This window comes from Rhodococcus sp. D-6 (genome assembly GCF_040256695.1).
Lineage (GTDB): Bacteria > Actinomycetota > Actinomycetes > Mycobacteriales > Mycobacteriaceae > Rhodococcus > Rhodococcus pyridinivorans.
In genome coordinates this window covers 2,411,642-2,437,117 of sequence record NZ_CP132970.1, presented here as the reverse complement: position 1 = coordinate 2,437,117, position 25,476 = coordinate 2,411,642, and the positions used below count along the sequence as shown (strand labels likewise).

Here is a 25,476-nt window from a genome sequence, read left to right as displayed (position 1 = left end):
CTTGGCCATCACCGACATCCGCGCGTTCTCTCATCTGACCGAAGACGACATCGTTGCTCTTGCAAACGAATTCGACGCGATTCGACGGGATGTGGAGAATTCGCGCGGCCCGCGGGACGCCCGCTACATCCATTCCGTCATCCGTGCGCAGCGTGTGCTGGAGGTGGTCGGACGCTGCGCGCTGTTCGGTTCGCGTCGACGGTCGCGCTGGATCATCGGTACCGCTGCGCTGTCGCTCGCGAAGATCATCGAGAACATGGAACTCGGGCACAACGTGATGCACGGGCAGTGGGACTGGATGAACGACCCCGAGATCCACTCGACATCGTGGGAATGGGATCAGACCGGTCCGTCCGAGCACTGGAAGCGCGCCCACAACTACGCGCACCACACCTACACGAACATCGTGGGCATGGACGAGGACGTGGGATTCGGCATCCTGCGGATGACGCGCGACGAGAAGTGGCGTCCGCGCAATCTCGCGCAGCCGATCGCGAACATCGTCCTCGCGCTGACCTTCGAGTGGGGGATCGCGCTGCACGACCTCTCGGCGAAGAAGGAACTCGAGGGCGTCCCGCCCGTGCAGTGGAATTCGGGGCCCAACAAGGAATTCGCAGCGAAGGCCGGCCGGCAGGTCGTCAAGGACCTGGTGTTCTTCCCGGCGCTCACCGGGCCGGCCTGGCGCAGCACGTTGTCGGCGAACCTCACCGCGAACGTGATCCGCAACATCTGGGCGTATCTCGTGATCTTCTGCGGCCACTTCCCCGACGGCGCAGAGAAGTTCACGACCGAGCACTACGAGAACGAGACGCGCGGAGAGTGGTATCTGCGCCAGTTGCTCGGTAGCGCAAACATTTCCGGTGGGCGTGCGATGGATTTCCTCACCGGGAATCTCAGTTATCAGATCGAGCATCACCTGTTCCCGGACTTGCCGAGCAACCGCTACCCGGAGATCGCCGCCCGTGTACGGGCGCTGTGCGGCAAGTACGACCTGCCGTACACGACCGGTTCGCTCGCCCGGCAGTACTGGCTCGCCCTGCGCACGATCCACAAGCTCGCGTTGCCCGACCGATTCCTCAAGGCGACGGCCGACGACGCCCCCGAGACCTCCTCCGAGCGCAAGTTCGACAGGTGGCGCCCGGAGGCGCCCGCGGTGGTCACCGAGGCGTCCACCGGACGTCACCGGGGTCTGCTCACGGCGCTGCGGGTCCATGCCGAGCATGCGGTAGCAGAACGTCGTCGTCGCCTGATGAATCGGGTCACCGGCGACCTTCCGTCACTCTGTGATTCGCGCCACAGCTCCGAATCCGCCTAACCTACGGGACCGTAACCTACGGTAGAGTAGCCCGCATGGCGATATCGGATGTCAAGGAGTACGCGCACCTGACGGAGGCGGACGTCGAGGCCATCGGCCGCGAACTCGACGCCATCCGGCACGATATCGAGGAGTCCCGCGGTGAGCGCGACGCTCGGTACGTCCGCAACACGATCCGGCTGCAGCGCGGCCTCGAGATCGGCGGGCGCCTCGTGCTGCTCGGCTCGAACAAGCGTCCGCTGTGGCTGCTGGGCACGGGCATGCTCTCCCTGTCGAAGATCATCGAGAACATGGAACTCGGGCACAATGTGATGCACGGGCAGTGGGACTGGATGAACGACCCCGAGGTGCACTCGGCCAACTGGGAGTGGGACAACGTCGACCCGTCGGCGCACTGGAAGATCACCCACAACTACCTGCATCACAAGTACACCAACATCCTCGGCATGGACGACGATGTGGGATACGGCCTGCTGCGCGTCACCCGCGACCAGCGATGGAAGCCGTTCTACCTCGGCAACGTCGCGTACAACGCCATCCTCGCAGCGCTGTTCCAGTACGGCATCGCCATCCAGCTGCTCGAGCTCGGCAAGGTCATCCAGGGGCGCGACGACCGCGAGCTCACCAAGGCACGCGGCAAGGAGGTGCTTGCCAAGCTCGGCAAACAGCACCTCAAGGACTACGTGATCTATCCGGCGCTCACCGGCAAGTCGTGGAAGTCCACGATGAGGGCCAACGCCACGGCCAACTTCGTGCGCAACATCTGGACCAACGCGGTGATCTTCTGCGGTCACTTCCCGGACGGTGCGGAGAAGTTCACGAAGCAGGACATCGAGACCGAGACGCGTGCCGAGTGGTACCTGCGTCAGATGCTCGGCTCCGCGAACATCTCCGGCGGTAAGGTCATGGACTTCATGACCGGCAACCTGAGCTACCAGATCGAGCACCACATCTACCCCGACCTGCCGTCCAACCGGTACGCGGAGATCGCGGTGCGCGTGCGTGAGCTGTGCGAGAAGTACGACCTGCCGTACACCACCGGCCCGCTCGCGGTGCAGTACTGGAAGTCCTGGCGCACCATCGCCAAGCTGTCGCTGCCCGACAAGTACCTCAAGGACGACCGCGACGCCGCCCCGGAGACCGCTTCCGAGCGGGGCTTCGGCGGAGCGCCGGAGATCGATCCGGCCACCGGCCGCCGCGTGGGTCTGGCCACCACCATCGAGAAGACACGCAAGCGCGGATTCGTCCGCCGCGCGCTCGGCATGCGCTGACGGTCACGAGAACGAGCACGAACCCCGGCACCTACAGGTGCCGGGGTTCGTGCGTTCGGCCGGGGTTCGTCGGTTCACCAGGGGTCGTTGGACGCGAGCGCCGTGAGCAGTTCGCGCACGGCCATCGCCCGGTTGTGCGACTTGCCCTCCAACGAGTCGAAGGCACATTCGGGATCGGCGGGCGGGCCGAGATGCGTGCACCCGCGCGGGCAGTCCTCGACCGCTTCGGCCAGGTCCCCGAACGCCGCGACGACGTCGTCGGGCCCGATGTGCGCGAGCCCGAACGACCGGATGCCCGGGGTGTCGACCACCCACCCGCCCTCGGGCAGATGCAGGGCCACCGACTGGGTGGAGGTGTGACGTCCCTTGCCCACCCCGGAGACCTCGCCGGTGGCGCGGTCGGCGTCGGGGACGAGCCTGTTCACCAGTGTCGACTTGCCGACCCCCGAGTGCCCGATCAGGGCGGTCACGCGACCGTCGATCCGCTCGTGCAGGGCGGTGAGATCGTCGTCCTGACCGACGAGCAGTACCGGGATGTCGAGATCCGCGAAGTGCGCGGCGAACTCGTCGGGATCGGCGAGGTCGCTCTTGGTCAGTCCCAGCAGGGGAGCGAGACCGCCGGCATAGGCCGCGACGAGTGCGCGTTCGACGAGTCCGGTCCGTGGTGGGGGATCGGCGAGCGCGACCACGATGAGCAGCTGTTCGGCATTGGCGACGACGATGCGCTCGAACGGATCGGTGTCGTCGGCCGTGCGCCGCAGGACGGTGCTGCGGTCCTCGACCCGCACGATGCGCGCGAGCGTGTCGGGGCGACCGGAGAGATCGCCGACGACACCCACCTGATCGCCCACCACGATCGGGGTCCGGCCGAGCTCGCGTGCCCGCATCGTCGTCACGATCCGGTCGGGATCACCGCCGAGCGCGACACCCCACCGCCCGCGGTCGACGGAGACGACCATGCCCTCCTCGGCATTGCGGTGGGCCGGGCGGTCCTTCGTGCGCGGCCGCGAGCCGCGCCCGGGGCGGACCCGGACGTCGGACTCGTCGTACTCCCGCCGCCTCAGGAGTCGCTCCCCGTCAGCAGCGACTCCCACAGGCCTTCGAAATCGGGGAGCGTCTTGGCAGTGGTGCCGATGTCCTCGACCTCGATCCCGTCGACGACGAGCCCGAGGATCGCACCGGCCGTGGCCATCCGGTGGTCGGCGTAGGAGTGCCAGATACCACCGTGCAGCGGCGTCGGCTCGATGTGCAGACCGTCCTCGGTCTCGGTGATCGAACCCCCGAGACGACCGATCTCGGTGGCGAGCGCCGCCAGCCGGTCGGTCTCGTGACCGCGCAGGTGCGCGATACCGCGCAGGTCGGAGGGCGAGGCGGCGACCGCGGCGAGGGCCGCGACGGTCGGCGCCAGCTCGCCGACGTCGTGCAGGTCCACGTCGATGCCTCGCAATTCGCCCGGGCCGCGCACGGTCAGCGTCCCGTCGGCCCACGTCACCTCGGCGCCCATCTGCTCGAGGATGCCGCGGATCGCGTCGCCGGCCTGGGTGGTCGACTCGGGCCACAGGGGCACCGAGACGACACCACCGGTGACCGCCGCGGCCGCGAGGAAGGGCGTGGCGTTCGACAGGTCGGGCTCGACGGTGACGTCGACGGCCTTGATCGTCGTCGGGGGCACCCGCCAGGTGTCGGTCTCGGAGGTGTCGACGGGGACCCCGGCCGTTCGGAGCATCTCGACCGTCATCTCGATGTGCGGCATCGACGGCACCGGTTCACCGGCGTGGCGGACCACCACGCCCTCGTCGAAGGCGGCCCCGGACAGCAGCAGACCCGAGACGAACTGCGAGGACGCGGAAGCGTCGATGGTCACGGAACCGCCGCGCACCGCACCGCGGCCGTGCACGGTGAAGGGCAGCCGGTCGCCGTCGATGTCGGCGCCGAGGGCGCGCAGGGCGTCGAGCACGGTGCTCATCGGGCGGACGCGGGCCTGTTCGTCGCCGTCGAACCGCACGTCGCCGTCGGCCAGTGCGGCCAGCGGCGGTACGAACCGCATGACGGTGCCGGCCAGTCCGCAGGCGACCTCGCCTCCGCGCAGGGGGCCGGGGGTCACGTCGAGGGTGGTGCCGCCGTCGCGCTCGGTGACGGTCGTGCCGAGCGTGCGCAGGGCCCCGATCATCAGGTCGGTGTCGCGGCTGCGCAGCGCGCCGGTCAGGGTGGACGGCCCGTCGGCGAGTGCGGCCAGGATCAGGGCACGGTTGGTGATCGACTTCGATCCCGGCAGCGTCACCGACGCTCGAACCGGGGACACGGCGCGGGGTGCTCTCCACAGACTCACCCGACCATCTTCGCCCATCCGGACCGGTGCGGGCACCCTCGCCCACCCGGTGCGCGCCGGTGTCGGTTCCGTCACCCGGCGATGCCACACTCGACGGCATGTGCGGAAGGTATGTCTCCACCGCCGACCCGGCGACGCTCGCCGTCGAACTCGACGCGCTCGACGAGACCGGCGACGACAGCAGCCGGGACGGGCGGGGGCCCGACTACAACGTCGCGCCGACGACCGAGGTGCTCACCGTTGTCGCCCGGCACGACGGGGAAGATCCCGACGGTCCCGTCCGCCGCCGTATCCGCCGCATGCGCTGGGGACTCGTGCCGCACTTCGCCGAAGAGGTGGGCGGAAGCGCACCACTGATCAACGCGAGATCCGAGTCGGTCGCCACCAAGCCGAGCTTCGCGCGGTCGCTGCGCTACAAGCGGTGCCTCGTCCCGATGGACGGCTGGTACGAATGGCAGGTCGAACCCGCGCCGGACGGCAAGCCTCGCAAGGTGCCGTACTTCATGGCGCCGGCCGACGGCTCGCGGATCTGCATGGCCGGGGTGTGGGCGGAGTGGCGCGACCCGCGGAACCCGAAGGCACCGCCGCTGTCGAGCACGACGATCCTCACCGCGCAGTCGGTCGAGCAACTCGGCAACGTGCACGAACGGATGCCGCTGATCCTCCCGCCGGAGCGGTGGGATGCGTGGCTCGACCCCGACAGTCTCGGCCATCCGGATCTGATCGTGCCGAGCGTCGACGCGATCTCGGCGATCGAGATCCGCCGCGTGTCCGCGAAGGTCAACAGCATCCGCAACAACGGCCCCGAACTGCTGCAACCCGACGACGGCGCCGGCGATCAGATGGTGCTGTTGTAGGCGCTGACGGAGCGGACGGGCCCTACGGACCGGCCGTGATCGGTGCCACGACGGCGCCGGTCAGCCGGATCAGATCGTGCGGATCCAGTTCGATCTCGAGCCCTCGCCGACCCGCGCTGCACAGCACCCGGTCCCACTGCTCGGCGGAGACGTCGATCACGGTGCGCAGACGCTTGCGCTGCCCGAGCGGGGAGATGCCGCCGACGACGTACCCGGTCGCGCGTTCGGCGGCGGTGTGATCGGCCATCACGGCCTTGCCGCCGCCCAGCGCCCCGGCTGCGGCCTTGAGCGACAGCGTCGCCGGGACCGGGATCACCGCGACGGCGAGCGTGCCGTCGGACAGCGACACCACCAGCGTCTTGAAGATCTGTTCGGCGGAAACCCCGAGGTGTGTGCCGAGTTCCTCGACGGCTTCGGCGCCGAAGGACGACGACCTCGGGTCATGTGCGTATTCGTGGACCCGGTGCGCGACCTTCTCGCGCTTCAACAACACCGTCGCGGGAGTGGATGTCGAGGCCATCCGATCACTCTAGAGAACCGGAGGTGGGGAACAAGCGCGGTGGGCACGGCGTTGCACACCGACGGGTGGATCCACCGGCCACCCGAGACCCGACGATCGGAGAATTCGTGGCAGTGCTGTGCCCGCCTCGACCGGACGCCATCGGACGTCCCCCCGATCCGGACGCCGTCGGACCGGTAGCCTTCTCGACAGGCGTCGATGAAGGGATCGGTGTGATCGAGGAGTCTGTGGAAGAACTGACCGAGCGGTTCGAGCGGGACGCGCTTCCCCTGCTCGATCAGCTCTACGGCGCTGCGCTGCGGATGGCCCGCAATCCCTCTGACGCCGAGGACCTCGTACAGGAGACCTACATCAAGGCGTTCTCCGCCTTCCGGTCGTTCCGCGAGGGCACCAACCTCAAGGCCTGGCTGTACCGGATCCTCACCAACACCTACATCAACTCGTACCGGAAGCGTCAGCGGCAACCCGCGCAGTACCCGACCGACGAGATCACCGACTGGCAGCTCGCCGCCACGGCCGAGCATTCGTCGACCGGTCTGCGGTCCGCGGAGGTCGAGGCACTCGACGCGCTTCCCGACGACGACATCAAGGCGGCGTTGCAGGAGCTTCCCGAGGAGTTCCGCATGGCCGTCTACTACGCCGACGTCGAAGGGTTCCCCTACAAGGAGATCGCCGAGATCATGGGGACGCCGATCGGCACCGTGATGTCGAGACTGCACCGGGGTCGCAAGCAGCTGCGGGGTCTGTTGGCCGACGTGGCGCGCGATCGCGGTTTCATGCGGGAGAAGGCCGTGGACGCCACAACCGGAACATCGGATCAGCCCGAGAGCGGAAAGGGAGCACCGCAGTGAGCGAACCCGACTTCGATCGACTCGACTGCTCGGCGGTCATCGCGGACGTCTACCTGCTTCTCGACTCCGAATGCGACGCCGGTTCCCGCGAGAAGCTGCAGCGGCACCTCGACGAGTGCGGCACCTGCCTCGAGGCCTACGGGATCGAGGAGAAGATCAAATCGCTGCTCAGCCGCAAGTGCGGCGGGGAACACGCACCCGAGGGCCTGCGGGAGCGGCTCATGCTGCAGATCCGCCGCACCGTGGTGATCACCGAGACGGACAGCGCCGAGTCGTAGGCGGGTTCACTCGTACCGAGTCGTAGGCGAGTTCACTCGTACCGAGTCGTAGGCGAGTTCACTCGTACCGAGTCGTAGGCGAGTTCACTCGTACCGAGTCGCAGGCGAGTTCCACTCGTACCGAGTCGTAGGCGAGACCCCCGAACGTGACAGGGGCCGGAAAGCTGCTGCTTTCCGGCCCCTGTCCGCGTCTCAGGCGTTGGGACGCTTGCCGTGGTTGGCGGCGTTACCCTTGCGGCTGCGCTTCTTGCGACCTCGCTTACCCATGGTGGGATCTCCTTTCTCGTTCATTACAGTGTTTCACGTGCGGTCGAGTGGTCCTGTCGGCAGGTCCGCCGCCGGAGCGTGAAACGAGGTGTTCGATGGCGGAAGACGTACGCGCGGAGATGGTATCGACCGTGTTCGAGGTCGTCGTGCGAGAGGGTGACGTGGTGGCCGAGGGCGACACGCTGGTGATCCTCGAGTCGATGAAGATGGAGATTCCCGTGCTCGCCGAGTCGGCGGGCACCGTGACCTCCGTCGGAGTCTCGGTCGGGGATGTCATCCAGCAGGGCGACCTCATCGCCGTGATCTCCTGACGGCGGGTATCTCCTGAGTACGAAAGCGGTTCCCGTGTCCACACTCAGTTCGTTGCTCGCGAGGTACACGGATCTTCCGGGCGCGGCCGTCGATCACCTCCAACGTGTCGTGGGCGAGTGGCAGTTGCTCGCCGACCTGTCGTTCGCCGACGTCCTCCTGTGGGTCGACGCGGCGCCGTCCGGAATCGTGTGCGTCGCACAGTGCCGACCCACCACCGCCTCGACGGTGATCCCCGAGGACGCCGTCGGCACGCTCGTCTCCGACAACGAACATCCTTACGTCCGTAAGGCTTTCGAAACCGGAGAGATCGTCGACGTCAAGTCGGCCCCGGGCGCCGGGATCAACATCCGTCAGGCCGTGCCGGTGCGCTGGGACGGTCGGGTCGTCGCGGTGCTCAGCCGCGACGCCGCCCGCGTGTCGCGGCGGTCGGCCAGCGCGCTCGAGACGGCCTATCTCGAATGCGCCGACGACCTCTACCGGATGATCAGCGAGGGCACTTTCCCGACGCCCGAGGCGCGCTCGGACACCAAGTCGAGTCCGCGTGCGGGCGACGGATTCATCCGGCTCGACCGGAAGGGCAAGGTCGTCTACGCGAGCCCCAACGCGCTGTCGGCCTATCACCGGATGGGTCTGAACTCCGACCTGATCGGTCAGGATCTCGTCGAGACGACCCGCGCACTGGTCACCGACCCCTTCGAGAGTCGCGACGTCACCGACTACCTCCGCGGGGCCGTGGAGGGCCGTCTGGGGCAGCGCATGGAGATCGAGGCACTCGGGGCCACCGTTCTGATCCGTGCGTTGGTCCTGAACCCGGGAGGGAAGATCCGGGGCGCCGCGGTGATCGTCCGCGACGTCACCGAGGTCAAGCGACGCGACCGGGCACTGCTGAGCAAGGACGCGACCATCCGCGAGATCCACCACCGTGTCAAGAACAACCTGCAGACGGTCGCCGCGCTGCTGCGACTGCAGGCGCGCCGAACCGGGAACGCGGAAGCCCAGCAGGCCCTGGGGGAGGCGGTCCGTCGCGTGACATCCATCGCCCTGGTCCATGAGGCGCTGTCGATGTCAGTGGACGAGGAGGTCGATCTCGACGGTGTGTTCGACCAGCTGATCCCCATCGTCGTCGACGTGTCGACGGTCGGCAGCCAGATCCGGGTGGTGCGGGAGGGGAATCTCGGCGTGTTCCCCGCGGATCGCGCCACGCCTCTGGTCATGGTGCTGACCGAACTCGTCCAGAACGCCGTCGAGCACGCCTTCGATCCGGGCGTGAACGGCACGGTCACCGTCAATGCCCAGCGTTCGGCCCGCATGCTCGACGTCGTGGTCCGCGACGAGGGGAAGGGTCTTCCCGAGGGGTTCAGCCTAGAGGCGTCGAACCGGCTCGGTCTGCAGATCGTCCGGACCCTCGTGGCTGCCGAGCTCGGCGGATCGTTGGAGTTGACGTCCAACGAGGTCGGCGGGACCGATGCACGCCTGCAACTACCGCTGGGCAAGGTGCCGGTCGCCTGATCGTCCATACGACCGTGCACGTAAGAAGGCCCGGCCTCCCCCGTAGGGGAGCCGGGCCTTCGAACGTCTATCGGAGTTGCTCAGACCGCCGTACGAGCGCGGGTGCGGGCGTTGCGACGCTTGAGGGCGCGGCGCTCGTCCTCGCTCATACCGCCCCAGACGCCGGCATCCTGGCCGGATTCGAGCGCCCAGGAGAGGCATTCGGCGGTGACGGGGCAACGGTTGCACACGAGCTTGGCATCCGCGATCTGCGCGAGAGCCGGGCCGCTGTTTCCCACGGGGAAGAACAGTTCCGGATCCTCGTCGCGGCAGATGGCCTTGTGGCGCCAGTCCATGCTTCTACTCTCCTTCGATGGTGCGTGTGCACCGGCTGATTGGTCAATGCGTGTTCACGCCTGTGGCACGGAGTGTTTCCGCGCGGTTACTTGTGAATGCTTTCACGAACGAGCGTGGAGTCAATAGAATCGACCACGATCGTGGGGAAGCTCACGCTGGTGTGGGCTACGAGTTCGCCAATCCCTCTTTCTACTCCCCTCGGGCCGAGAAGGTAGTGGCAATCACAGAATTCGTGCTTCTCTTTCTGTCGCTGTCCCGCTGGGGGGATCGTCAGCGGGGCGCGACGACATCGAGGATCGACGCCACGGACACGAACTCGACCTCGGTCCGGAGTCCGAGATAGTCGCCGTCGACCTGAAGTCCGATCGGGCGCGAGGCCCGGGCGCGCACGCGCGCGACATCGTCCGCACGCACCAGATGCGGCGACGCCGGCTCGCCGCGGGCGGCCAGAAGTTGTCTCACCACCCGCAGGCTCGGAAGTACCCGGGTCGTCGTCATAGCAAACACACCCAAACCGGTGTCGAACGAGGTGCCGGGATTCGTGTGCACCGGCCGGGACTCGAGATAGGTCCACGGACTCGAGTTCGACACGAACGCATAGTGCACCCCCGAAACAGGTTCGGATCCGGGCATCTCGAGCGTGAGCGCCGGCTCGGCCCGCTTCGACGCGAAGAACCGGGCCACCGCGTGCCGCACGTAACGCGCCGTCGTCACCTTCTTGCCCTCGGCGCGGCTCAGGTCTATGGCCTCGCACACCTGGGCGTCGAGACCGAGGCCCGCGTTGAAGGTGAACCACCGCCCGTCGCAGTGGCCGAGGCCGATCCGGCTGGTCCTGCCCTCCTGCAACGACTCGAGTACCTGCTCGGTGGCCTCGAGTGGATCGGCGGACAGTCCCAGGGATCGCGCGAACACGTTCGCCGAGCCGCCGGGCACCACCGCGAGTCGCGGCAGGGTCGGATCGGCGCCTCGGTCGGGGGAGGGGCCGAGGAGGCCGTTGACGATCTCGTTGACGGTGCCGTCGCCACCGTGCGCGACGACGACGTCCATCCCGTCGGCGTGCGCCGAACGCGCCAGTTCTGCGGCGTGCCCGCGGTGGGTCGTGTGCGCGACGGTCAGCGCGAGCCGGCCTCTCAGGGCGTGAGCGAGGCGGTCGCGACCGGCCGGGGTGGTCGTCGTCGCATTCGGGTTCACGATCAGCAGGGCGCGCACGGAACATCAGCCTAAGTGGTGCCCGGCGGGTCCACTACGCTGGACGGGTGCCTCTCGAAACACCTCGCAGCAGCGTTCCGTCGACCGTGCGTGCCGCCGGTTGGCTCGTCGTCCTCGAGGGCGTCGTCGCGATGGGATTCGCGGTGTACTCGATCATCCGCGCCGCCTCGGGCGAACACGATCAGTCGGTCACCAATGGCTACGGCTTCGCGCTGTGGCTGTTCATCCTGTTCGGCGGGGTCCTGGCCGGCGGGATCGCGCTCGTGCGCGGTGTGCGCTGGGGACGTGCCGTGGCGATACTCGCGCAGCTGTTGTTGCTGCCCGTGGTGTGGTCGCTGCTGACGGACTCCCACCAGCCGGTCATCGGCACTGTGCTGGCGCTCGTCGTGGTCCCCACGCTCGTGCTGCTGTTCAGCCCGCCCACGTCGCGGTGGCTCGCGCACGAGTACGCGCCCGACGTCGACGAGTGATCCGGCTCAGCTGCCGAGCGCTTGCAGGGCGGGGCCGCTGAGCCTGAAGGTCGTCCACTCGTCCTGCGCGACGGCACCGAGGGATCGGTAGAAACCGATGGACGGCTCGTTCCAGTCCAACACCGACCAACTCAGGCGGGTGTAACCGCGCTCCACGCATTCGTGGGCGAGCGCCGCGAGCAGTGCCCGTCCGTGTCCCTTGCCGCGGTGTTCGGGACGGACGAACAGATCTTCGAGGTAGATCCCGTGCACGCCGTCCCACGTGGAGAAGTTCCGGAACCACAACGCCACCCCGACGACCCGGCCTTCGGTGCCGTCCTCTCCGGATTCCTCTGCGACGTGCGCGTACACCGAGGGCTGCGGCCCGAAAAGAGCCTCGTGGATCTGCTCGGGCACCACGGTGCACTCGTGCCGGGCCTTCTCGTATTCGGCGAGGTCGTAGATCAGCCCGGTGATCGTGGGGACGTCCTCGGGTGTGGCTCTGCGGATCACGGCGGGCTGCCTCCTGCGGTCTCGTGGGCGGATTCACCTCGCGCTGCGCCGCCGAGTGCGCGAGGATCGGGGTCGTGGCAACGGTACTTGCAGTGGCAAATCAGAAGGGTGGCGTCGCCAAGACGACCACCGTCGCGTCGTTGGGGGCCGCGCTGTCGGCGCTGGGCCGGCGGGTGCTCGTCGTCGATCTCGATCCCCAGGGGTGCCTGACCTTCTCTCTCGGGCACAACCCCGACAAGCTCGAACAATCCGTGCACGAGGTGCTCGTGGGCGGTGTCGAGACGAAGGACGTTCTGCTCGGGACAGCGGAGGGGATGTCGCTGCTGCCGGCGACCATCGACCTCGCGGGTGCGGAGGCGATGCTGCTCATGAAGCCGGGGCGTGAATACACCCTGAAGCGGGCGCTGGCGTCGGTGGAGGACGACTACGACGTCGTCGTCATCGACTGCCCGCCCTCTCTGGGCGTCCTCACCCTCAACGGGCTGACCGCGGCGCGGTCCGTGCTCGTTCCGCTGCAGTGCGAAACGCTCGCGCACAGGGGAGTCGGGCAGCTCCTGCGCACGGTGAACGAGGTGAAACAGATCACCAATCCGGATCTCGAACTGCTCGGCGCGCTGCCGACCCTGTACGACTCGCGGACCACGCACAGTCGCGACGTGCTCGCCGATGTCTCCGACCGGTACGACCTGCCGGTGCTGGCCCCGCCCGTACCCCGCACGGTCCGCTTCGCGGAGGCTTCCGCCTCGGGCGCGACGGTGCTGGCGGGACGCAAGAACAAGGGCGCCGAGGCGTACCGGGCGCTCTCCGAGAACCTGCTGCGCTACTGGTCGGGGGAGGCGGAACTCGAGACTTTCGAGACCGCCGTCGCGGACTGAGACGTCAGCACCGACCGGGACGGCTCGCTTTCAGCACCGACCGGGACGGCTCGCTTTCAGCACCGACCGGGACGGCTCGCTTTCAGCACCGACCGGGACGGCTCGCTTTCAGCACCGACCGGGACGGCTCGCCATCAGCGCAGTGCCACGAGCTCATCGCCGCGTTGCTCGACCACGACATTCCCCGCGACGGCGACGTTCACCGTGGAGACCGTCCCGCGCTCGACGTCGATGCGCGGGCCGGGTTCACCGGTCCGTGAGTCGACTCCCACGAGGGCGTCCTCGACGGGAAGGAGCAGCGAACCGGCCATGATGTCGCCGTTGCCGAGAGTGTCCTCGACGGTCCACTGCGGGGCGAAATCGGTGGTGGACAATGCGACGGTGTCGCGGCCCGTCCACCACACGAGCACGCCGCCGCGCTCGAGGGCGGGGTCGTCCGATTCGCCGGCAGGACGCGACAGGGCGTGCGTGTCGAGGAGGACGCCCTCGCTGTCGAAGACCTCGATGCGCGGCCCGTCGTTGTCGTCCGGGGCCAGGTAGACCGCCGTGCGGTCGCCGACCACCGCGACGATGCGGGAGTCCCCGCCCGCTTCCGGCAGCACAGACGACGCGAACTCCTCGGGCTTGGCGCTGTCGTCGGGGGTGGGATCGAGAAGGGTGAGCCGATTGGTCGGCTCGTTCGCGCACTGCTCGAGCACGGCCAGCACTTCGGCGCCCGAATCCGCCGAGCGCAGTTCGCAACCCGATCGTGGCTGCGCGTTCGGGTTCACCGGTGCGTCGACGCGCCCGTACTCGACCGTGCGCACCAGATCGGAGCGCCACATCTCAAGACGTGACTCGCCGAAGGCGATCAGGTGCGAACCGGCGCCGACGACCCGGATCGGATCGTCGGCGTCGCTCGACCGTTGCGCGCCCCGAGAGCCACTGCCCGAGTCGAGCGCGGTGACCTGACCGCATCCCCGCGGGCCGCGATAGACCGAGACCACGTCGCCCCAGGCCTCGGTGACCGCGCACAACGCCCGGTCGCGGTCGTACCGCCAGCGTTCCTCGCCGGATTGCGGGTCGCGGCCGACCACCGCACCACCGTCTGCCGTGGCGACCGTGCCGCCGGACACCACCGGTGCGGTCGTCGCCGTACTCGGAGCACGCCACAGTTCGGCGAGCGTGCGCGGAAGAGATTGCGCGGCAGCGAGAGTGGGGACAGGGCCGTCCCAGGTGGTCGACGTGGTGCCCCGCGCATCCGAGTTCAGCCAGACGACACTCGCCGCCACCAGAGCGGTGACGACGAGTGCGGCTGCGACGAGAAGGTCGGTGCGGGTGCGGCGCTCGGGCGCGAGCACGTGGTTATCGGGCAGACGACGTCGAGACCGCTTCCACGTTCGACGTGTCCTGCTGCTCTGCGCGACCGGCCGGGCCCTCGCCCGAGCGGGTGCGACGGCGACGACGGCGACGACGTGCCGGAGCGGCCGCCCCGGTGTCCTCACCCGTCTCCGCTGCGGCAGGCTCGTTCTCGGCATTCACCGAGTCGTCCGAACCGGTTGCGGCCACATCCGTTGCGGAGCCGTCGGCAGACTTTCCGCGGACGGTACGACGGCGGACCCGGTTGCGCTTCGGGCGGGATCCGCCCTCGCGCTCGACGCGCTCGCGCTTCTCACCGTTCTCCGAGGCGGCGGGAGCGGCCTTGCGGACGCGTCCGGTGGCGTCGGACGGGATGTTCAGCTCCTCGAACAGGTGCGGGGAGCTCGAGTAGGTTTCGATCGGATCCGGGATACCGAGATCGAGAGCCTTGTCGATGAGCTGCCAGCGCGGCACGTCGTCCCAGTCGACGAGGGTGATCGCGATACCGGTGCGTCCGGCGCGACCGGTACGGCCGATGCGGTGGACGTAGGTCTTCTCGTCCTCGGGGCACTGATAGTTGATGACGTGGGTGACGTCGTCGATGTCGATGCCGCGGGCGGCGACGTCCGTGGCGACGAGCACGTCGATCTTGCCGCTGCGGAACTTGTCGAGTGCCTTCTCACGCGCGATCTGACCGAGGTCGCCGTGCACCGCGCCGCACGCGAAACCGCGCTCGACGAGGTCGTCGGCCACCTTCTGCGCCGTGCGCTTGGTGCGGGTGAAGACCATGGTGGCGCCGCGACCCTCGGCCTGCAGTACGCGGGCGACGAGTTCGGCCTTGTCGAGTGCATGCGCCCGGTAGATGAACTGCTGGGTGCGCTCGTGCACGGCCGACGATTCGGCCTCCTCGGCCCGGATGTGCGTCGGGCGGTTCAGGAACGTGCGGGCGAGGGTGATGATCGGGCCGGGCATGGTGGCCGAGAACAGCATCGTCTGACGACGGTCGGGGACCATCGTGAGGATGCGCTCGATGTCGGGCAGGAAGCCGAGGTCGAGCATCTCGTCGGCTTCGTCCATGACGAGCACGCCGATCTTGCCCAGGATCAGATGGCCCTGGTTGGCGAGATCGAGCAGACGGCCGGGAGTACCGACGACGACGTCGACACCCTTCTTCAGTTCGTCGATCTGCTGCTCGTAGGGGCGCCCACCGTAGATCGACAGGACCTCGAGGCCCGACTTGCGGCTGCCGGGCAGGTACTTGGAAGCGTTCACGAGGTCGTTGGTGACCTGGATGCACAGCTCGCGGGTCGGGACGATCACGAGTGCACGGGGAGTGCCGTCGAGGGTGGTCGTGCCGGAGCCCTCGGTGGCGATGCGATGCAGGAGCGGAACGCCGAAGCCGAAGGTCTTGCCCATACCCGTACGGGCCTGCCCGATGAGGTCGTCGCCGGCGAGGGCCAGCGGCAGGGTGAGTTCCTGGATCGCGAAGGTGCGTTCGATGCCGACCTCGGCGAGGGCGCGGACGATCTCGTCGCGGACACCGAGTTCGCCGAAGGTGGGGGGTACGTGGGTGGAGTCGAGTTGTGCGGAGACGGTCGTTTCGCTCGCGTCGTCTTCGTGGTCGATGGTGATCTTGCTCAGGGGTCCGGCCTTCCTGGTCTCGGCACGCACGCACGAGGGGGAAAGGCGACCGGCCTGCACCTCAGCGCGAGCGGTTTCCACCAGGCTCGGCGAAGCGCGGCAGCGATCCGCAGTTCGGGTGCGCGCACATTATCTGGGAAGCTCGCGGGCCACGGTCGGCGGCTCGAAGCGCGGGCTTCCCGATCCATTGTACCGGTTCCGGCGCATTCCACGAGGTAGTACTACGCTTCGTCGTCATGGGAGCCGATACGCCGCAGTCCACCTCCGAGTCCGGCACGACGCCGGGCGGACCCGCAGTCCCCGCCGATCACCCCGGTGTCGCAGAGCTCTTCGCGTTGCTCGCGTACGGCGAGATCTCGGCGTTCTACCGGCTCGCCGAGGACGCACGGTTCTCCCCGTCCCTGCGCGGGCGGGTCGCCCTCGCAAGCATGGCAGCTGCGGAGATGAGCCATTTCGAGACGCTCCACACCGCGCTCACCGATCGTGGTGTGGAGATCTACGCGGCGATGGAGCCCTACCGCAAAGCCCTCGACGCCTACCACGCCTCGACCACTCCGTCGACGTGGCTCGAGGTTCTCGTGAAGGCATACGTCGGTGACAGGATCGCCGCAGATTTCTACTGTGAGATCGCCGACATGCTTGCTCCCGAGGTGTCCACGGTGGTCCGAGAGGTCCTCGCCGAGACCGGCCACTCGGAGTTCGTGGTGCATGAGGTCCGTGAGGTCGTCGAGCGCAGCCCGCTGCAGAAGGACCGCCTGATGCTGTGGGGACGCCGGCTGCTCGGCGAGGCCATCACCCAGGCGCAGTACGTCCTCGCGCAGAACGAGAAACTCGCCGAGCTGGTGATTCTCGCGTCCGGTGACCTGGCGAACATCGCCGCGCTGTTCGATCGCATGCAGGTCGAGCACACCGAGCGGATGTCGGTGCTCGGACTGCATTAGCCTGGGGCTGATAGCAGTACCAGCTCGGTTTCAATGCATGAGAATCGGAGGTCCACCGTGGAGGTCAAGATCGGCGTCGCGGACAGCCCGCGCGAAGTTGTCGTCGTCAGCGACCAGACGCCCGACGAGGTGGAGAAGCTCGTCCGGGCCGCGTTGAACGGCGCCGACGACGGGGTGCTCGCCCTTGTCGACGAGAAGGGCCGCAAGGTTCTCGTGCAGGCCGCCAAGATCAGCTACGTGGACATCGGTCCTGCCACGCTGGGCAAGGTCGGCTTCGCCGCCAACTGAGAGCGACCGACGAGAACGGGCCGGGGCATGTCGCCCGGCCCGTTCGTCGTTCTCGGTATGTGTCGTCAGCGACGACGGTGCTCATATGTCGTCAGCGACGACGGAGTTCCGGCTGCAGCGGCACGTGCTTCAGACCGCCCCAGGCCAGCGCGACCGTGGTGTCCACGGCGTCCTCCTTGGGGATCGGACGTGCGGCGTCGAGCCAGTAGCGTGCGGTGAACTGGCTCGTTCCCACCAGGCCGACCGCGAGGATGCGGGCCCGGTACGGATCGAGACCGGAGTCGTGGCTGACGAGGTCGAAGACGGCGTCGACGCACGCCTCGGTGGCCTGCTCCACTCGCCGCGACACCTGCGGTTCGCCCATCAGATCGGATTCGAAGACGAGCCGGAATCCCTGGCTGTCGTTGTCGACGAAATCGAAGAAGGCCTGCACTGCGGCGCGCACGCGCTGACGGTTGTCGGTGGTGGACCGCAGGGCCTGGCGTACGCCGTTGATGAGGGTGTCCACGTAGTTCTGGAGCACGGCGCAATACAGTTCGAGCTTGCCGGGGAAGTGCTGGTACAGGACGGGCTTGCTCACTCCGGCACACTCGGCGATCTCGTCCATGCCGGCCGAGTGGTAACCGCGTGTGACGAATACCTCGCTGGCAGCCTCGAGCAACTGGGCACGACGCTCGTCACGCGGCATCCGGGCGCCCCGTTTGCCGTTGGAACCCCGGCCGGATGCTCGTTCGGTGACGTCGGTCATGCTTACTCCCAATCTGCACTACTTCCGAACGTGGCCTGTACCACCTCGGCGCTCCTCGTCTCTGCACGTTACAGGTGAAGTCGCGTGTCGAACGGATCGGCCTACCGCCCAGTATCCGTTCCCGGTGCACGAATGGGGGCGCAGGTTCGGCGCTTCGGATATCGAAATGGTCTCGATATGACATCCTGACATCCGTGATCGAGCGTGGAGGAGTGCGCGAGAGCAGGGGCCCGCAGGGCTCCTCGCCGACAGATCCTTCCCCGACGCTGCCCGGTTCGTCCCGGTCGCGAGGAACGGAACGACCCGAGGTGGGTCGCCGGTCGCACCAGCCCCTGCGTGCCGTGTGGGACCCGGTGGGACGGCCGGACCGGCCGCCGCGCCGACCGCGACCCGAACGGGACGTCCGCAAGCAGACCCGCGTGGGCAGGTTCGTCGCCACCTACGGCTGGCGCGCCTACGCCGTTCCGATCCTCGCCGTCGTGACCCTGATCGTGCTGTGGGACGCCGCGCGTGGCGCCGGAGCGGAGGAGCCCGCCGACCAGACCGACGCGAGCGAGGTCACCGAGATCATCGTCGAGGCCCCGCAACCCGAGGGAACCTTCCCCGAGTCGCTCGAGTCCGGTGCGCTGCCGGAGGGCGGCCCGTTCACGGAGGTCGGTGCGCGGGAGTGGCGGGTCGTGCCCGGCACCACGGGTCAGGTCGGCGCGGGGCAGACCCGTGTGTTCACCTACACGGTGGAACTCGAGGAGGGCATCGACACCACCGGCTACGGCGGCGACGCGGCCTTCGCGTCGATGGTCGACCGGACCCTTGCCGACCCGCGCAGCTGGATCGGCGACGAGGCGGTCGCCTTCCGCCGGATCGACACCGGCGAGCCGGACTTCCGGATCTCCCTCACTTCGCAGATGACCATTCGCGAAGGATGCGGCTACGACATCCCGCTCGAGGGATCGTGCTTCAACCCCTCGATGGAGCGGGTGTTCCTCAACGAAGCGCGGTGGGTGCGCGGGGCCGTCGCCTTCCAGGGCGACATCGGGTCGTACCGCCAGTACGTCGTCAACCACGAGGTCGGCCACGCCATCGGCCTGGCGCAACACGATGCCTGCACCACCGACGGCGGCCTCGCGCCGATCATGATGCAGCAGACCTTCGGCACCGCCAACGACGACATCGCGCGCCTGGACCCGGGCGGCACGGTCCCCGCCGACGGGGCGCGGTGCCGGTTCAACCCGTGGCCGTACCCGCGGGCGTAGGCGCCGGTCGGGGTCGACGGGCCGGGCGGAGTCGACGGGCGAGGTGGGGGTCGACGGGCGGAATGGGGGTCGCAGCAGGGAATGGCACCATGGACGGTGACGCAGGACGCATCGCGACAGGAGAACCCGTGACCGCAACGACACCGTCGACGCGCCGATCCCTTCCGCCGTTGGTGGAACCCGGCCCGGAGCTCGGTCGCGAGGAGGTCGCGCGGTACAGCCGTCACCTGATCATCCCGAATGTCGGGGTCACCGGCCAGCGTCGCCTGAAGAACGCGCGGGTGCTGTGTATCGGCGCCGGCGGCCTGGGTTCGCCCGCCCTGCTGTATCTCGCGGCGGCGGGGGTCGGCACGATCGGCATCGTCGAGTTCGACGACGTGGAGACGTCCAACCTGCAGCGCCAGGTGATCCACGGCCGCTCCGACGTCGGACGGCCCAAGGCGGACAGTGCCCGCGACAGCATCCTGGCGATCAACGACGGTGTGACTGTGCGCCTGCACGAGACGCGCCTGGAGTCGAGCAATGCCGTGCAGCTGTTCGAGCAGTACGACCTCATCCTCGACGGCACCGACAACTTCGCGACCCGCTATCTCGTCAACGACGCCGCGGTCCTCTCGGGCAAGCCCTACGTGTGGGGATCGATCTTCCGTTTCGAAGGCCAGGTATCGGTGTTCTGGGAGGACGCCCCGGACGGACGCGGCCTGAACTACCGCGACCTCTACCCCGAGGCACCGGCACCGGGGATGGTTCCCTCCTGCGCGGAGGGCGGGGTACTCGGTGTCCTGCCCGGCACGATCGGCACCGTCATGGCGACCGAGGCGATCAAGCTCATCACGGGGATCGGTGAGCCGTTGCTCGGCCGCCTCATGATCTACGACGCGCTTGCGATGTCGTTCCGGACGGTGACCCTGCGTCGCGATCCGGGACGGGTGCCGGTCACCGAACTCGTCGACTACGAGGCCTTCTGCGGGATCGTTCCCGATGCCGCCGCGTCGGCTCGCTCGGCCGTCACCCCCAGCGAGTTGCGCCGGATGCTCGACGAGGGCCGCGACCTCGCGCTGATCGACGTGCGCGAACCTGTCGAATGGGAGATCGTCCGTATCGACGGTGCCCGGCTCGTGCCGAAGGACCGCATCCTCTCCGGTGAGGTCCTCGCCGACCTGCCGCAGAACACGCCGATCGTGCTGTACTGCAAGACGGGAATCCGATCGGCCGAGGCGCTCGAAGTGCTTGTGCGAGCCGGATTCTCGGACGCGACACATCTGCACGGCGGGGTGATCGCGTGGGCGCAGCAGGTGGATCCCTCGCTACCGGTCTACTGACGGTGACCTCGTTGTGACCTGAAACAGCGGAGTGCCTTCCCGATCCGAGCGGTGTGCGGCGGTAGGTTGAGCTGCGTGAGCTCACTCGAACCGCCTCAGCACGTGTGCTCCACATTCGGTCTCCGCGACGTCGAACCGGTCCCGCTCGGGCCCGACTGGGACGGCGGTTTCCGGTGTGGAGACGTGGTGCTGTCCCGAGTCGCCGATCATGCTCGCGCGGCCTGGTCCGCCAAAGTGCGGGAGACCCTGACCGTCGACGGTGTGCGGCTGGCCCGTCCGGTGCGGTCCACCGACGGTCGCTACGTGGTCTCCGGATGGCGCGCCGACACCTACATCGTCGGTACGTCCGAGCCCAGGCACGACGAAGTGGTCTCGCTGTCGCTGCGGCTGCACACCGCCACCGCGCAGCTCGAACGTCCCCGTTTCCTCATGCAGCCTCCGGTCGCACCCTGGGAGGACGTCGACGTCTTCGTCGCGGCCGACCGCGCGGCCTGGGAAACCGTGCCCCTGCGCAGCGCCCGCGCGGCGGGTGCGCCCGAGACGGTGACCCCCGACGGCCGTAAGAGTCTCGACCTGATCAACCAGCTCGCGACCTTCCGCAAGCCCGTGCACCTGCCCGACCAGCTCGTCCACGGCGACCTGTTCGGCACCGTCCTGTTCGCCGGGCGCGCGGCACCCGGGCTGACCGACATCACCCCCTACTGGCGTCCGGCCTCGTGGGCGGCCGCCGTCGCCGTCGTCGACGCACTGTCGTGGGGCGGTGCCGACGAAGGGCTCATCGGTCGCTGGGAGGATCTGCCGGAATGGCCGCAGATGCTGCTGCGCGCGGTCATCTTCCGTTTGGCCGTGCACGCGCTGCACCCGCGCTCGACCGAGGACGCCTTCCCGGGCCTGGCGCACACCGCCGACCTCGTGCGGTTCCTCCTGTAACACCTCACAGGGCGGCCGGGGCCGGGGTGAGCAACTCTTGACGCGACGGTCACCGCGGGCAGCACCGTAGCAACACCCGTTTCCTACCTTGGGGATCAACACGGACCCGAGGAGGAACGGCGATGACGACCTTCATCGAAAAGGAAAGTCTCAGAGACAAATTCGCGCGCAAGCACAACATCGAGCGGTGGGACGCCGAGGATGTGGAGGCGTGGGAGGCCGGCGGCAGGCAGGTCGCCAAGCGCAACCTGATCTGGTCGGTGATCGCCGAGCACGTCGGCTTCTCCGTCTGGTCGATCTGGTCGGTGATGGTGCTGTTCATGCCCACCGAGGTGTACGGCATCGACGCCGCCGGTAAGTTCTTCCTGGTCGCCGTCCCCACACTCGTCGGCGCGATCCTCCGCATCCCCTACACCGTCGCCACCGCCCGTTTCGGTGGCCGCAACTGGACCATCTTCAGTGCCCTCGTACTGCTGATCCCCACCATCGGGGCGCTGTACCTGATGCTGAACCCGGGTCACTCCTACACGACGTTCATGCTGGTCGCGGCACTTGCCGGTGTCGGCGGCGGCAACTTCGCGTCGTCGATGACCAACATCAACGCCTTCTACCCGCAGCGACTGAAGGGCTGGGCCCTCGGACTCAACGCCGGCGGCGGGAACATCGGTGTCCCGGCCGTTCAGCTGATCGGCCTGCTCGTCATCGCCACCGTCGGCAACACCGAGCCCTGGATCGTGTGCGCGGTCTACCTGGTCCTGTGCGCCGTCGCCGCGCTCGGTGCCGCCCTGTTCATGGACAACCTCCGTGATCAGAAGGCCGACCTGCGGGCCATGGGCGCCGCGCTGAAGTTCCGCGACTCGTGGATCATCTCCTTCCTCTACATCGGCACCTTCGGTTCGTTCATCGGCTTCAGCTTCGCCTTCGGTCAGGTCCTGCAGATCAACTTCCTCGCCGGCGGCGACACCCCCGCCCAGGCCGCACTGCACGCCGCGCAGATCGCCTTCATCGGCCCGCTCCTCGGATCCATCTCGCGCCCGCTCGGCGGAAAGCTCGCCGACCGCATCGGCGGCGGGAAGATCACCCTCTACACCTTCGTCGCGATGGCCCTGGCCGCCGCGGTGCTCATCGTCGCCGGCACCCTCGACGACCGCACCACCGGCGCCGCGACCGGCGGTGTGCTGACCGCCATGGTGCTCGGCTTCATCGCCCTGTTCCTGCTCTCCGGGCTCGGCAACGGCTCGGTCTACAAGATGATCCCGTCCATCTTCGAGGCCCGTGCGCAGGATCTCGACGAACTGGATCGCGACGAGAAGGCCGCCTGGTCGCGCAGCATGTCCGGTGCCCTCATCGGCTTCGCCGGTGCCATCGGCGGACTCGGCGGCGTGGGCATCAACCTCGTCTTCCGCGCCTCCTACGGCGGCGAGGCGCAGTCCGCGACGATGGCCTTCTGGGTCTTCGCGATCTTCTACCTCGTGTGCATCGCGGTGACCTGGTTCGTCTTCCTCCGCCGCCCTCACACCACCCCCACGAGCGAGCCGTCCAGCGAGGCTCCCGCCCCGGCCCGCGTCGCAGTCTGACCGATCCCGGCACGAAGAAAGAGAACATCATGAGCCGCAAGAACGTCGTCGTCGTCGGACACGGAATGGTCGCCCACCGCTTCGTCGAAGCCCTTCGCGTCCGCGACGAGCAGAACAGCTGGTCGGTGACCGTGCTCGGCGAGGAGGCCGACGCCGCCTACGACCGCGTGGGACTGTCGTCCTACGTCGGAGCCTGGGACCGCAAGGAACTCGCCCTCGCCGGAAACGACTACGCAGCAGACGACCTCGTCGACCTGCGTGTCGGCACCCGCGCCGTGGGAATCGACCGCGCGGCCCGCACCGTCACCACCGCCGGCGGCGACGTTCTGCCCTACGACAGCCTCGTCCTCGCGACCGGCTCGTACCCCTTCGTGCCCCCCGTGCCCGGCCACGACCTGCCCGGCTGCTTCGTCTACCGCACGCTCGACGATCTCGACGGCATCCGCGCCGCCGCCGAACGCGCCAAGGCCGCCGGCCTCGCCGGCATCGTCATCGGTGGTGGCCTGCTCGGACTCGAGGCCGCCAACGCGCTGCGCCTGCTGGGCGTGACCCCGCACGTCGTCGAGTACAACAACCGGCTCATGCCCGCCCAGGTCGACGAGGGCGGCGGCCGTGTCCTCGACCGTCTCGTCACCGACCTCGGCCTCGTCACCCACACCGGTGTGGGCACCGAGAAGATCGAGGCCGGACCTGAGGCGCTCCAGGTGACCCTGTCCGACGGCTCCGTCCTCGCGGCCGGGCTCGTGATCTTCTCCGCCGGCATCCGTCCCCAGGACGAACTCGCCCGCGAGGCCGGACTCGAACTCGGCGGCCGCGGCGGTGTGCTCACGGACCGCACCTGTCGGAGCACCTCGGACGAGGCCGTCTACGCGATCGGTGAATGCGCGGCCGTCGAGGGCACCTGCTACGGACTCGTAGCCCCCGGCTACAGCACCGCCGAGGTCGTCGCCGACCGGCTCGTCGGCGGCACCGCCGAGTTCCCCGGCGCCGACCTGTCGACGAAGCTCAAACTGCTCGGCGTGGATGTCGCGAGCTTCGGCGACGCCCACGCGACGACGCCCGGCGCCCTCGAGGTCGTGCTGTCCGACTCCGCGAAGGGCACCTACGCCAAGCTCGTCGTCTCCGACGACGCGAAGACCCTGCTCGGTGGCATCCTCGTCGGCGACGCCTCCGCCTACGGCACGCTGCGACCGCTGGTGGGCCGCGAACTGCCGGGTGATCCGGCCACGCTGATCTCCCCGGTGGGGGAGAAGCCGGGCGCCGGCGCGCTGCCCGACGACGCCGAGGTGTGCTCGTGCAACGGTGTCACCAAGGGCGCGATCTGCGGCGCGATCTCCGAGGGCGCCTGCGACATCGCGCAGATCAAGTCGTGCACGAGTGCGGGCACCACCTGCGGCGGCTGCCTCCCGAGCATCAAGCAACTGCTCGCCCAGTCGGGTGTGCAGATGTCGAAGGCCCTGTGCGAGCACTTCGAGCAGTCGCGCGCCGAACTGTTCGAGATCGTCCAGGCCACCGGCATCCGCACCTTCTCCGCGCTCATCGCGCAGTACGGAACCGGACACGGCTGCGACATCTGCAAGCCGGTGGTCGCCTCGATCCTCGCGTCCACCGACTCCGACCACATCCTGCACCCGAAGCAGGCAGGTCTGCAGGACACGAACGACCACTTCCTCGCCAACATCCAGAAGAACGGCACCTACTCGGTCGTGCCGCGCATGCCCGGTGGCGAGTGCACCCCCGAGCAGCTCATCGTGATCGGTGAGGTGGCACGCGATTTCGGTCTCTACGTGAAGATGACCGGCGGTCAGCGCGTCGACCTGTTCGGTGCCCGCGTCGAACAGCTCCCGCAGATCTGGAAGCGTCTCGTCGACGCCGGCATGGAATCCGGCCAGGCGTACGGCAAGTCGCTGCGCACCGTCAAGAGCTGTGTCGGCTCCACCTGGTGCCGCTACGGCGTGCAGGACTCGGTCGGGATGGCCGTCGCCCTCGAATTGCGTTACCGCGGACTGCGATCGCCCCACAAGCTCAAGATGGGTGTGTCGGGTTGCGCCCGTGAATGCGCCGAGGCACGCGGCAAGGACGTCGGTGTCATCGCGACGGAGAACGGCTGGAACCTGTACGTGTGCGGCAACGGCGGCCAGTCGCCCAAGCACGCACAGCTCCTCGCCGGTGGTCTCGACGACGAGACCCTCGTCCGCTACATCGACCGGTTCCTGATGTTCTACATCCGCACCGCCGACCGGCTTCAGCGCACCGCGCCGTGGCTCGACGCACTCGAGGGCGGTCTCGCACACCTCGAGGAGGTCGTGTGCGACGATGTCCTCGGCATCGCCGACGATCTCGAGGCCGCGATGGCCAAGCATGTCGAGGGCTACAAGGACGAGTGGGCCGGTGTCCTCGAAGATCCGGAGAAGCTGGCGCGGTTCGTCTCGTTCGTCAACGCGCCCGAGCAGCCCGACCCCACGGTCCGCTTCGACGACAGCGGCCCCCGCAAGGTCCCCGTCCTCGTGGGTATGCCGGGCATCGGACCCGGAACCGGGGCGTGAC

General features: G+C 68.3%; 25 protein-coding genes. 16 read left to right on the top strand and 9 right to left on the bottom strand.

Going from position 1 to position 25,476, the window contains the following annotated elements:
- Position 1 precedes the first annotated feature (1 nt).
- Positions 2–1,315, top strand: coding sequence for an acyl-CoA desaturase (locus tag RBB84_RS11480; RefSeq protein ID WP_082920972.1), 1,314 nt, complete (start codon positions 2–4; stop codon positions 1,313–1,315).
- A 35-nt stretch (positions 1,316–1,350) separates the two neighbouring features.
- A complete protein-coding gene (locus RBB84_RS11475; protein ID WP_024101492.1) occupies positions 1,351–2,586 on the top strand; it encodes a fatty acid desaturase in 1,236 nt (411 codons plus the stop codon).
- 74 nt (positions 2,587–2,660) lie between these two features.
- Here the strand turns inward: RBB84_RS11475 and rsgA are convergent, their stop codons facing one another.
- Positions 2,661–3,680, bottom strand: a complete 1,020-nt coding sequence (rsgA, locus tag RBB84_RS11470) for a ribosome small subunit-dependent GTPase A (RefSeq protein WP_006550228.1) — start codon at positions 3,678–3,680, stop codon at positions 2,661–2,663.
- A complete protein-coding gene (aroA, locus tag RBB84_RS11465) occupies positions 3,647–4,933 on the bottom strand; it encodes a 3-phosphoshikimate 1-carboxyvinyltransferase (RefSeq protein WP_033097204.1) in 1,287 nt (428 codons plus the stop codon). The genes rsgA and aroA overlap by 34 nt, the downstream gene beginning before the upstream one ends.
- An 80-nt stretch (positions 4,934–5,013) precedes the next feature.
- On the opposite strand from aroA, the gene RBB84_RS11460 reads away from it, so the two are divergent.
- A complete protein-coding gene (locus RBB84_RS11460; RefSeq protein WP_033097205.1) occupies positions 5,014–5,772 on the top strand; it encodes an SOS response-associated peptidase in 759 nt (252 codons plus the stop codon).
- A 22-nt stretch (positions 5,773–5,794) separates the two neighbouring features.
- On the opposite strand, the gene ybaK is transcribed toward RBB84_RS11460, so the two are convergent.
- Positions 5,795–6,292 (bottom strand): Cys-tRNA(Pro) deacylase, encoded by a 498-nt coding sequence (gene ybaK, locus RBB84_RS11455; protein WP_033097100.1) that lies wholly within the window; start codon positions 6,290–6,292, stop codon positions 5,795–5,797.
- Positions 6,293–6,504: 212 nt separating this feature from the next.
- Here ybaK and RBB84_RS11450 point away from each other — a divergent pair, with 212 nt between their 5' ends.
- From RBB84_RS11450 to RBB84_RS11435, 4 genes are all read left to right on the top strand, one after another.
- Positions 6,505–7,143: a sigma-70 family RNA polymerase sigma factor gene (locus RBB84_RS11450; protein WP_051121509.1), complete on the top strand. Its 639-nt coding sequence runs from the start codon at positions 6,505–6,507 to the stop codon at positions 7,141–7,143.
- On the top strand, positions 7,140–7,421 hold the full coding sequence (gene rsrA, locus RBB84_RS11445; protein WP_006550233.1) for a mycothiol system anti-sigma-R factor: 282 nt from the start codon (positions 7,140–7,142) through the stop codon (positions 7,419–7,421). Before RBB84_RS11450 ends, rsrA begins: the two co-directional genes overlap by 4 nt.
- A 362-nt stretch (positions 7,422–7,783) precedes the next feature.
- Positions 7,784–7,999 carry a biotin/lipoyl-binding carrier protein gene (locus tag RBB84_RS11440; protein WP_006550234.1) on the top strand — a complete coding sequence of 72 codons (216 nt, stop codon included), beginning with the start codon at positions 7,784–7,786 and terminating at the stop codon, positions 7,997–7,999.
- 34 nt (positions 8,000–8,033) lie between these two features.
- Positions 8,034–9,509: a PAS domain-containing sensor histidine kinase gene (locus tag RBB84_RS11435; RefSeq protein WP_033097101.1), complete on the top strand. Its 1,476-nt coding sequence runs from the start codon at positions 8,034–8,036 to the stop codon at positions 9,507–9,509.
- 80 nt (positions 9,510–9,589) lie between these two features.
- Here the strand turns inward: RBB84_RS11435 and RBB84_RS11430 are convergent, their stop codons facing one another.
- Together RBB84_RS11430 and RBB84_RS11425 are read right to left on the bottom strand one after the other, a co-directional pair.
- Positions 9,590–9,844 (bottom strand): WhiB family transcriptional regulator, encoded by a 255-nt coding sequence (locus RBB84_RS11430; protein ID WP_006550236.1) that lies wholly within the window; start codon positions 9,842–9,844, stop codon positions 9,590–9,592.
- Positions 9,845–10,115: 271 nt separating this feature from the next.
- Complete coding sequence (locus RBB84_RS11425) at positions 10,116–11,054, bottom strand: diacylglycerol kinase family protein (RefSeq protein ID WP_006550237.1); 939 nt, start codon at positions 11,052–11,054, stop codon at positions 10,116–10,118.
- 86 nt (positions 11,055–11,140) lie between these two features.
- Here RBB84_RS11425 and RBB84_RS11420 point away from each other — a divergent pair, with 86 nt between their 5' ends.
- Positions 11,141–11,524 carry a hypothetical protein gene (locus RBB84_RS11420; protein ID WP_006550238.1) on the top strand — a complete coding sequence of 128 codons (384 nt, stop codon included), beginning with the start codon at positions 11,141–11,143 and terminating at the stop codon, positions 11,522–11,524.
- A 6-nt stretch (positions 11,525–11,530) separates the two neighbouring features.
- Here RBB84_RS11420 and RBB84_RS11415 read toward each other — a convergent pair whose 3' ends face one another.
- A complete protein-coding gene (locus tag RBB84_RS11415; RefSeq protein ID WP_019288485.1) occupies positions 11,531–12,016 on the bottom strand; it encodes a GNAT family N-acetyltransferase in 486 nt (161 codons plus the stop codon).
- Positions 12,017–12,090: 74 nt separating this feature from the next.
- Here RBB84_RS11415 and RBB84_RS11410 point away from each other — a divergent pair, with 74 nt between their 5' ends.
- Positions 12,091–12,891 (top strand): AAA family ATPase, encoded by an 801-nt coding sequence (locus RBB84_RS11410; RefSeq protein ID WP_024101487.1) that lies wholly within the window; start codon positions 12,091–12,093, stop codon positions 12,889–12,891.
- Positions 12,892–13,025: 134 nt separating this feature from the next.
- On the opposite strand, the gene RBB84_RS11405 is transcribed toward RBB84_RS11410, so the two are convergent.
- Together RBB84_RS11405 and RBB84_RS11400 are read right to left on the bottom strand one after the other, a co-directional pair.
- The gene (locus RBB84_RS11405; protein WP_033097102.1) at positions 13,026–14,231 is read right to left on the bottom strand and encodes a hypothetical protein; all 1,206 of its coding nucleotides are present in this window, start codon (positions 14,229–14,231) and stop codon (positions 13,026–13,028) included.
- 4 nt (positions 14,232–14,235) lie between these two features.
- Positions 14,236–15,900: a DEAD/DEAH box helicase gene (locus RBB84_RS11400; protein ID WP_033097103.1), complete on the bottom strand. Its 1,665-nt coding sequence runs from the start codon at positions 15,898–15,900 to the stop codon at positions 14,236–14,238.
- 206 nt (positions 15,901–16,106) lie between these two features.
- Here RBB84_RS11400 and RBB84_RS11395 point away from each other — a divergent pair, with 206 nt between their 5' ends.
- Together RBB84_RS11395 and RBB84_RS11390 are read left to right on the top strand one after the other, a co-directional pair.
- Positions 16,107–16,811: a ferritin-like fold-containing protein gene (locus tag RBB84_RS11395; protein ID WP_033097104.1), complete on the top strand. Its 705-nt coding sequence runs from the start codon at positions 16,107–16,109 to the stop codon at positions 16,809–16,811.
- A 57-nt stretch (positions 16,812–16,868) separates the two neighbouring features.
- Complete coding sequence (locus RBB84_RS11390) at positions 16,869–17,099, top strand: DUF3107 domain-containing protein (protein WP_006550244.1); 231 nt, start codon at positions 16,869–16,871, stop codon at positions 17,097–17,099.
- A 91-nt stretch (positions 17,100–17,190) separates the two neighbouring features.
- Here RBB84_RS11390 and RBB84_RS11385 read toward each other — a convergent pair whose 3' ends face one another.
- Complete coding sequence (locus tag RBB84_RS11385) at positions 17,191–17,847, bottom strand: TetR/AcrR family transcriptional regulator (protein ID WP_006550245.1); 657 nt, start codon at positions 17,845–17,847, stop codon at positions 17,191–17,193.
- A 308-nt stretch (positions 17,848–18,155) separates the two neighbouring features.
- On the opposite strand from RBB84_RS11385, the gene RBB84_RS11380 reads away from it, so the two are divergent.
- From RBB84_RS11380 to nirB, 5 genes are all read left to right on the top strand, one after another.
- On the top strand, positions 18,156–19,100 hold the full coding sequence (locus RBB84_RS11380; protein WP_024101483.1) for a DUF3152 domain-containing protein: 945 nt from the start codon (positions 18,156–18,158) through the stop codon (positions 19,098–19,100).
- 89 nt (positions 19,101–19,189) lie between these two features.
- Complete coding sequence (gene moeZ, locus RBB84_RS11375) at positions 19,190–20,422, top strand: adenylyltransferase/sulfurtransferase MoeZ (protein WP_052040030.1); 1,233 nt, start codon at positions 19,190–19,192, stop codon at positions 20,420–20,422.
- Positions 20,423–20,497: 75 nt separating this feature from the next.
- Positions 20,498–21,352: a TIGR02569 family protein gene (locus RBB84_RS11370; RefSeq protein WP_006550248.1), complete on the top strand. Its 855-nt coding sequence runs from the start codon at positions 20,498–20,500 to the stop codon at positions 21,350–21,352.
- Between the two features lie 122 nt (positions 21,353–21,474).
- Positions 21,475–22,929 carry a nitrate/nitrite transporter gene (locus tag RBB84_RS11365; RefSeq protein ID WP_033097105.1) on the top strand — a complete coding sequence of 485 codons (1,455 nt, stop codon included), beginning with the start codon at positions 21,475–21,477 and terminating at the stop codon, positions 22,927–22,929.
- A 29-nt stretch (positions 22,930–22,958) separates the two neighbouring features.
- On the top strand, positions 22,959–25,475 hold the full coding sequence (gene nirB / locus RBB84_RS11360; protein ID WP_033097106.1) for a nitrite reductase large subunit NirB: 2,517 nt from the start codon (positions 22,959–22,961) through the stop codon (positions 25,473–25,475).
- Position 25,476: the final 1 nt, after the last annotated feature.

Coding starts and splice junctions, on each gene's coding strand:
- RBB84_RS11475 (WP_024101492.1), top strand. CDS start 1,351: ATGGCGATATCGGATGTCAAGGAGTACGCGCACCTGACGGAGGCGGAC.
- aroA (WP_033097204.1), bottom strand. CDS start 4,933: ATGGGCGAAGATGGTCGGGTGAGTCTGTGGAGAGCACCCCGCGCCGTG.
- RBB84_RS11460 (WP_033097205.1), top strand. CDS start 5,014: ATGTGCGGAAGGTATGTCTCCACCGCCGACCCGGCGACGCTCGCCGTC.
- ybaK (WP_033097100.1), bottom strand. CDS start 6,292: ATGGCCTCGACATCCACTCCCGCGACGGTGTTGTTGAAGCGCGAGAAG.
- RBB84_RS11440 (WP_006550234.1), top strand. CDS start 7,784: ATGGCGGAAGACGTACGCGCGGAGATGGTATCGACCGTGTTCGAGGTC.
- RBB84_RS11430 (WP_006550236.1), bottom strand. CDS start 9,844: ATGGACTGGCGCCACAAGGCCATCTGCCGCGACGAGGATCCGGAACTG.
- RBB84_RS11395 (WP_033097104.1), top strand. CDS start 16,107: ATGGGAGCCGATACGCCGCAGTCCACCTCCGAGTCCGGCACGACGCCG.
- RBB84_RS11385 (WP_006550245.1), bottom strand. CDS start 17,847: ATGACCGACGTCACCGAACGAGCATCCGGCCGGGGTTCCAACGGCAAA.
- moeZ (WP_052040030.1), top strand. CDS start 19,190: ATGGACGGTGACGCAGGACGCATCGCGACAGGAGAACCCGTGACCGCA.
- RBB84_RS11365 (WP_033097105.1), top strand. CDS start 21,475: ATGACGACCTTCATCGAAAAGGAAAGTCTCAGAGACAAATTCGCGCGC.
- nirB (WP_033097106.1), top strand. CDS start 22,959: ATGAGCCGCAAGAACGTCGTCGTCGTCGGACACGGAATGGTCGCCCAC.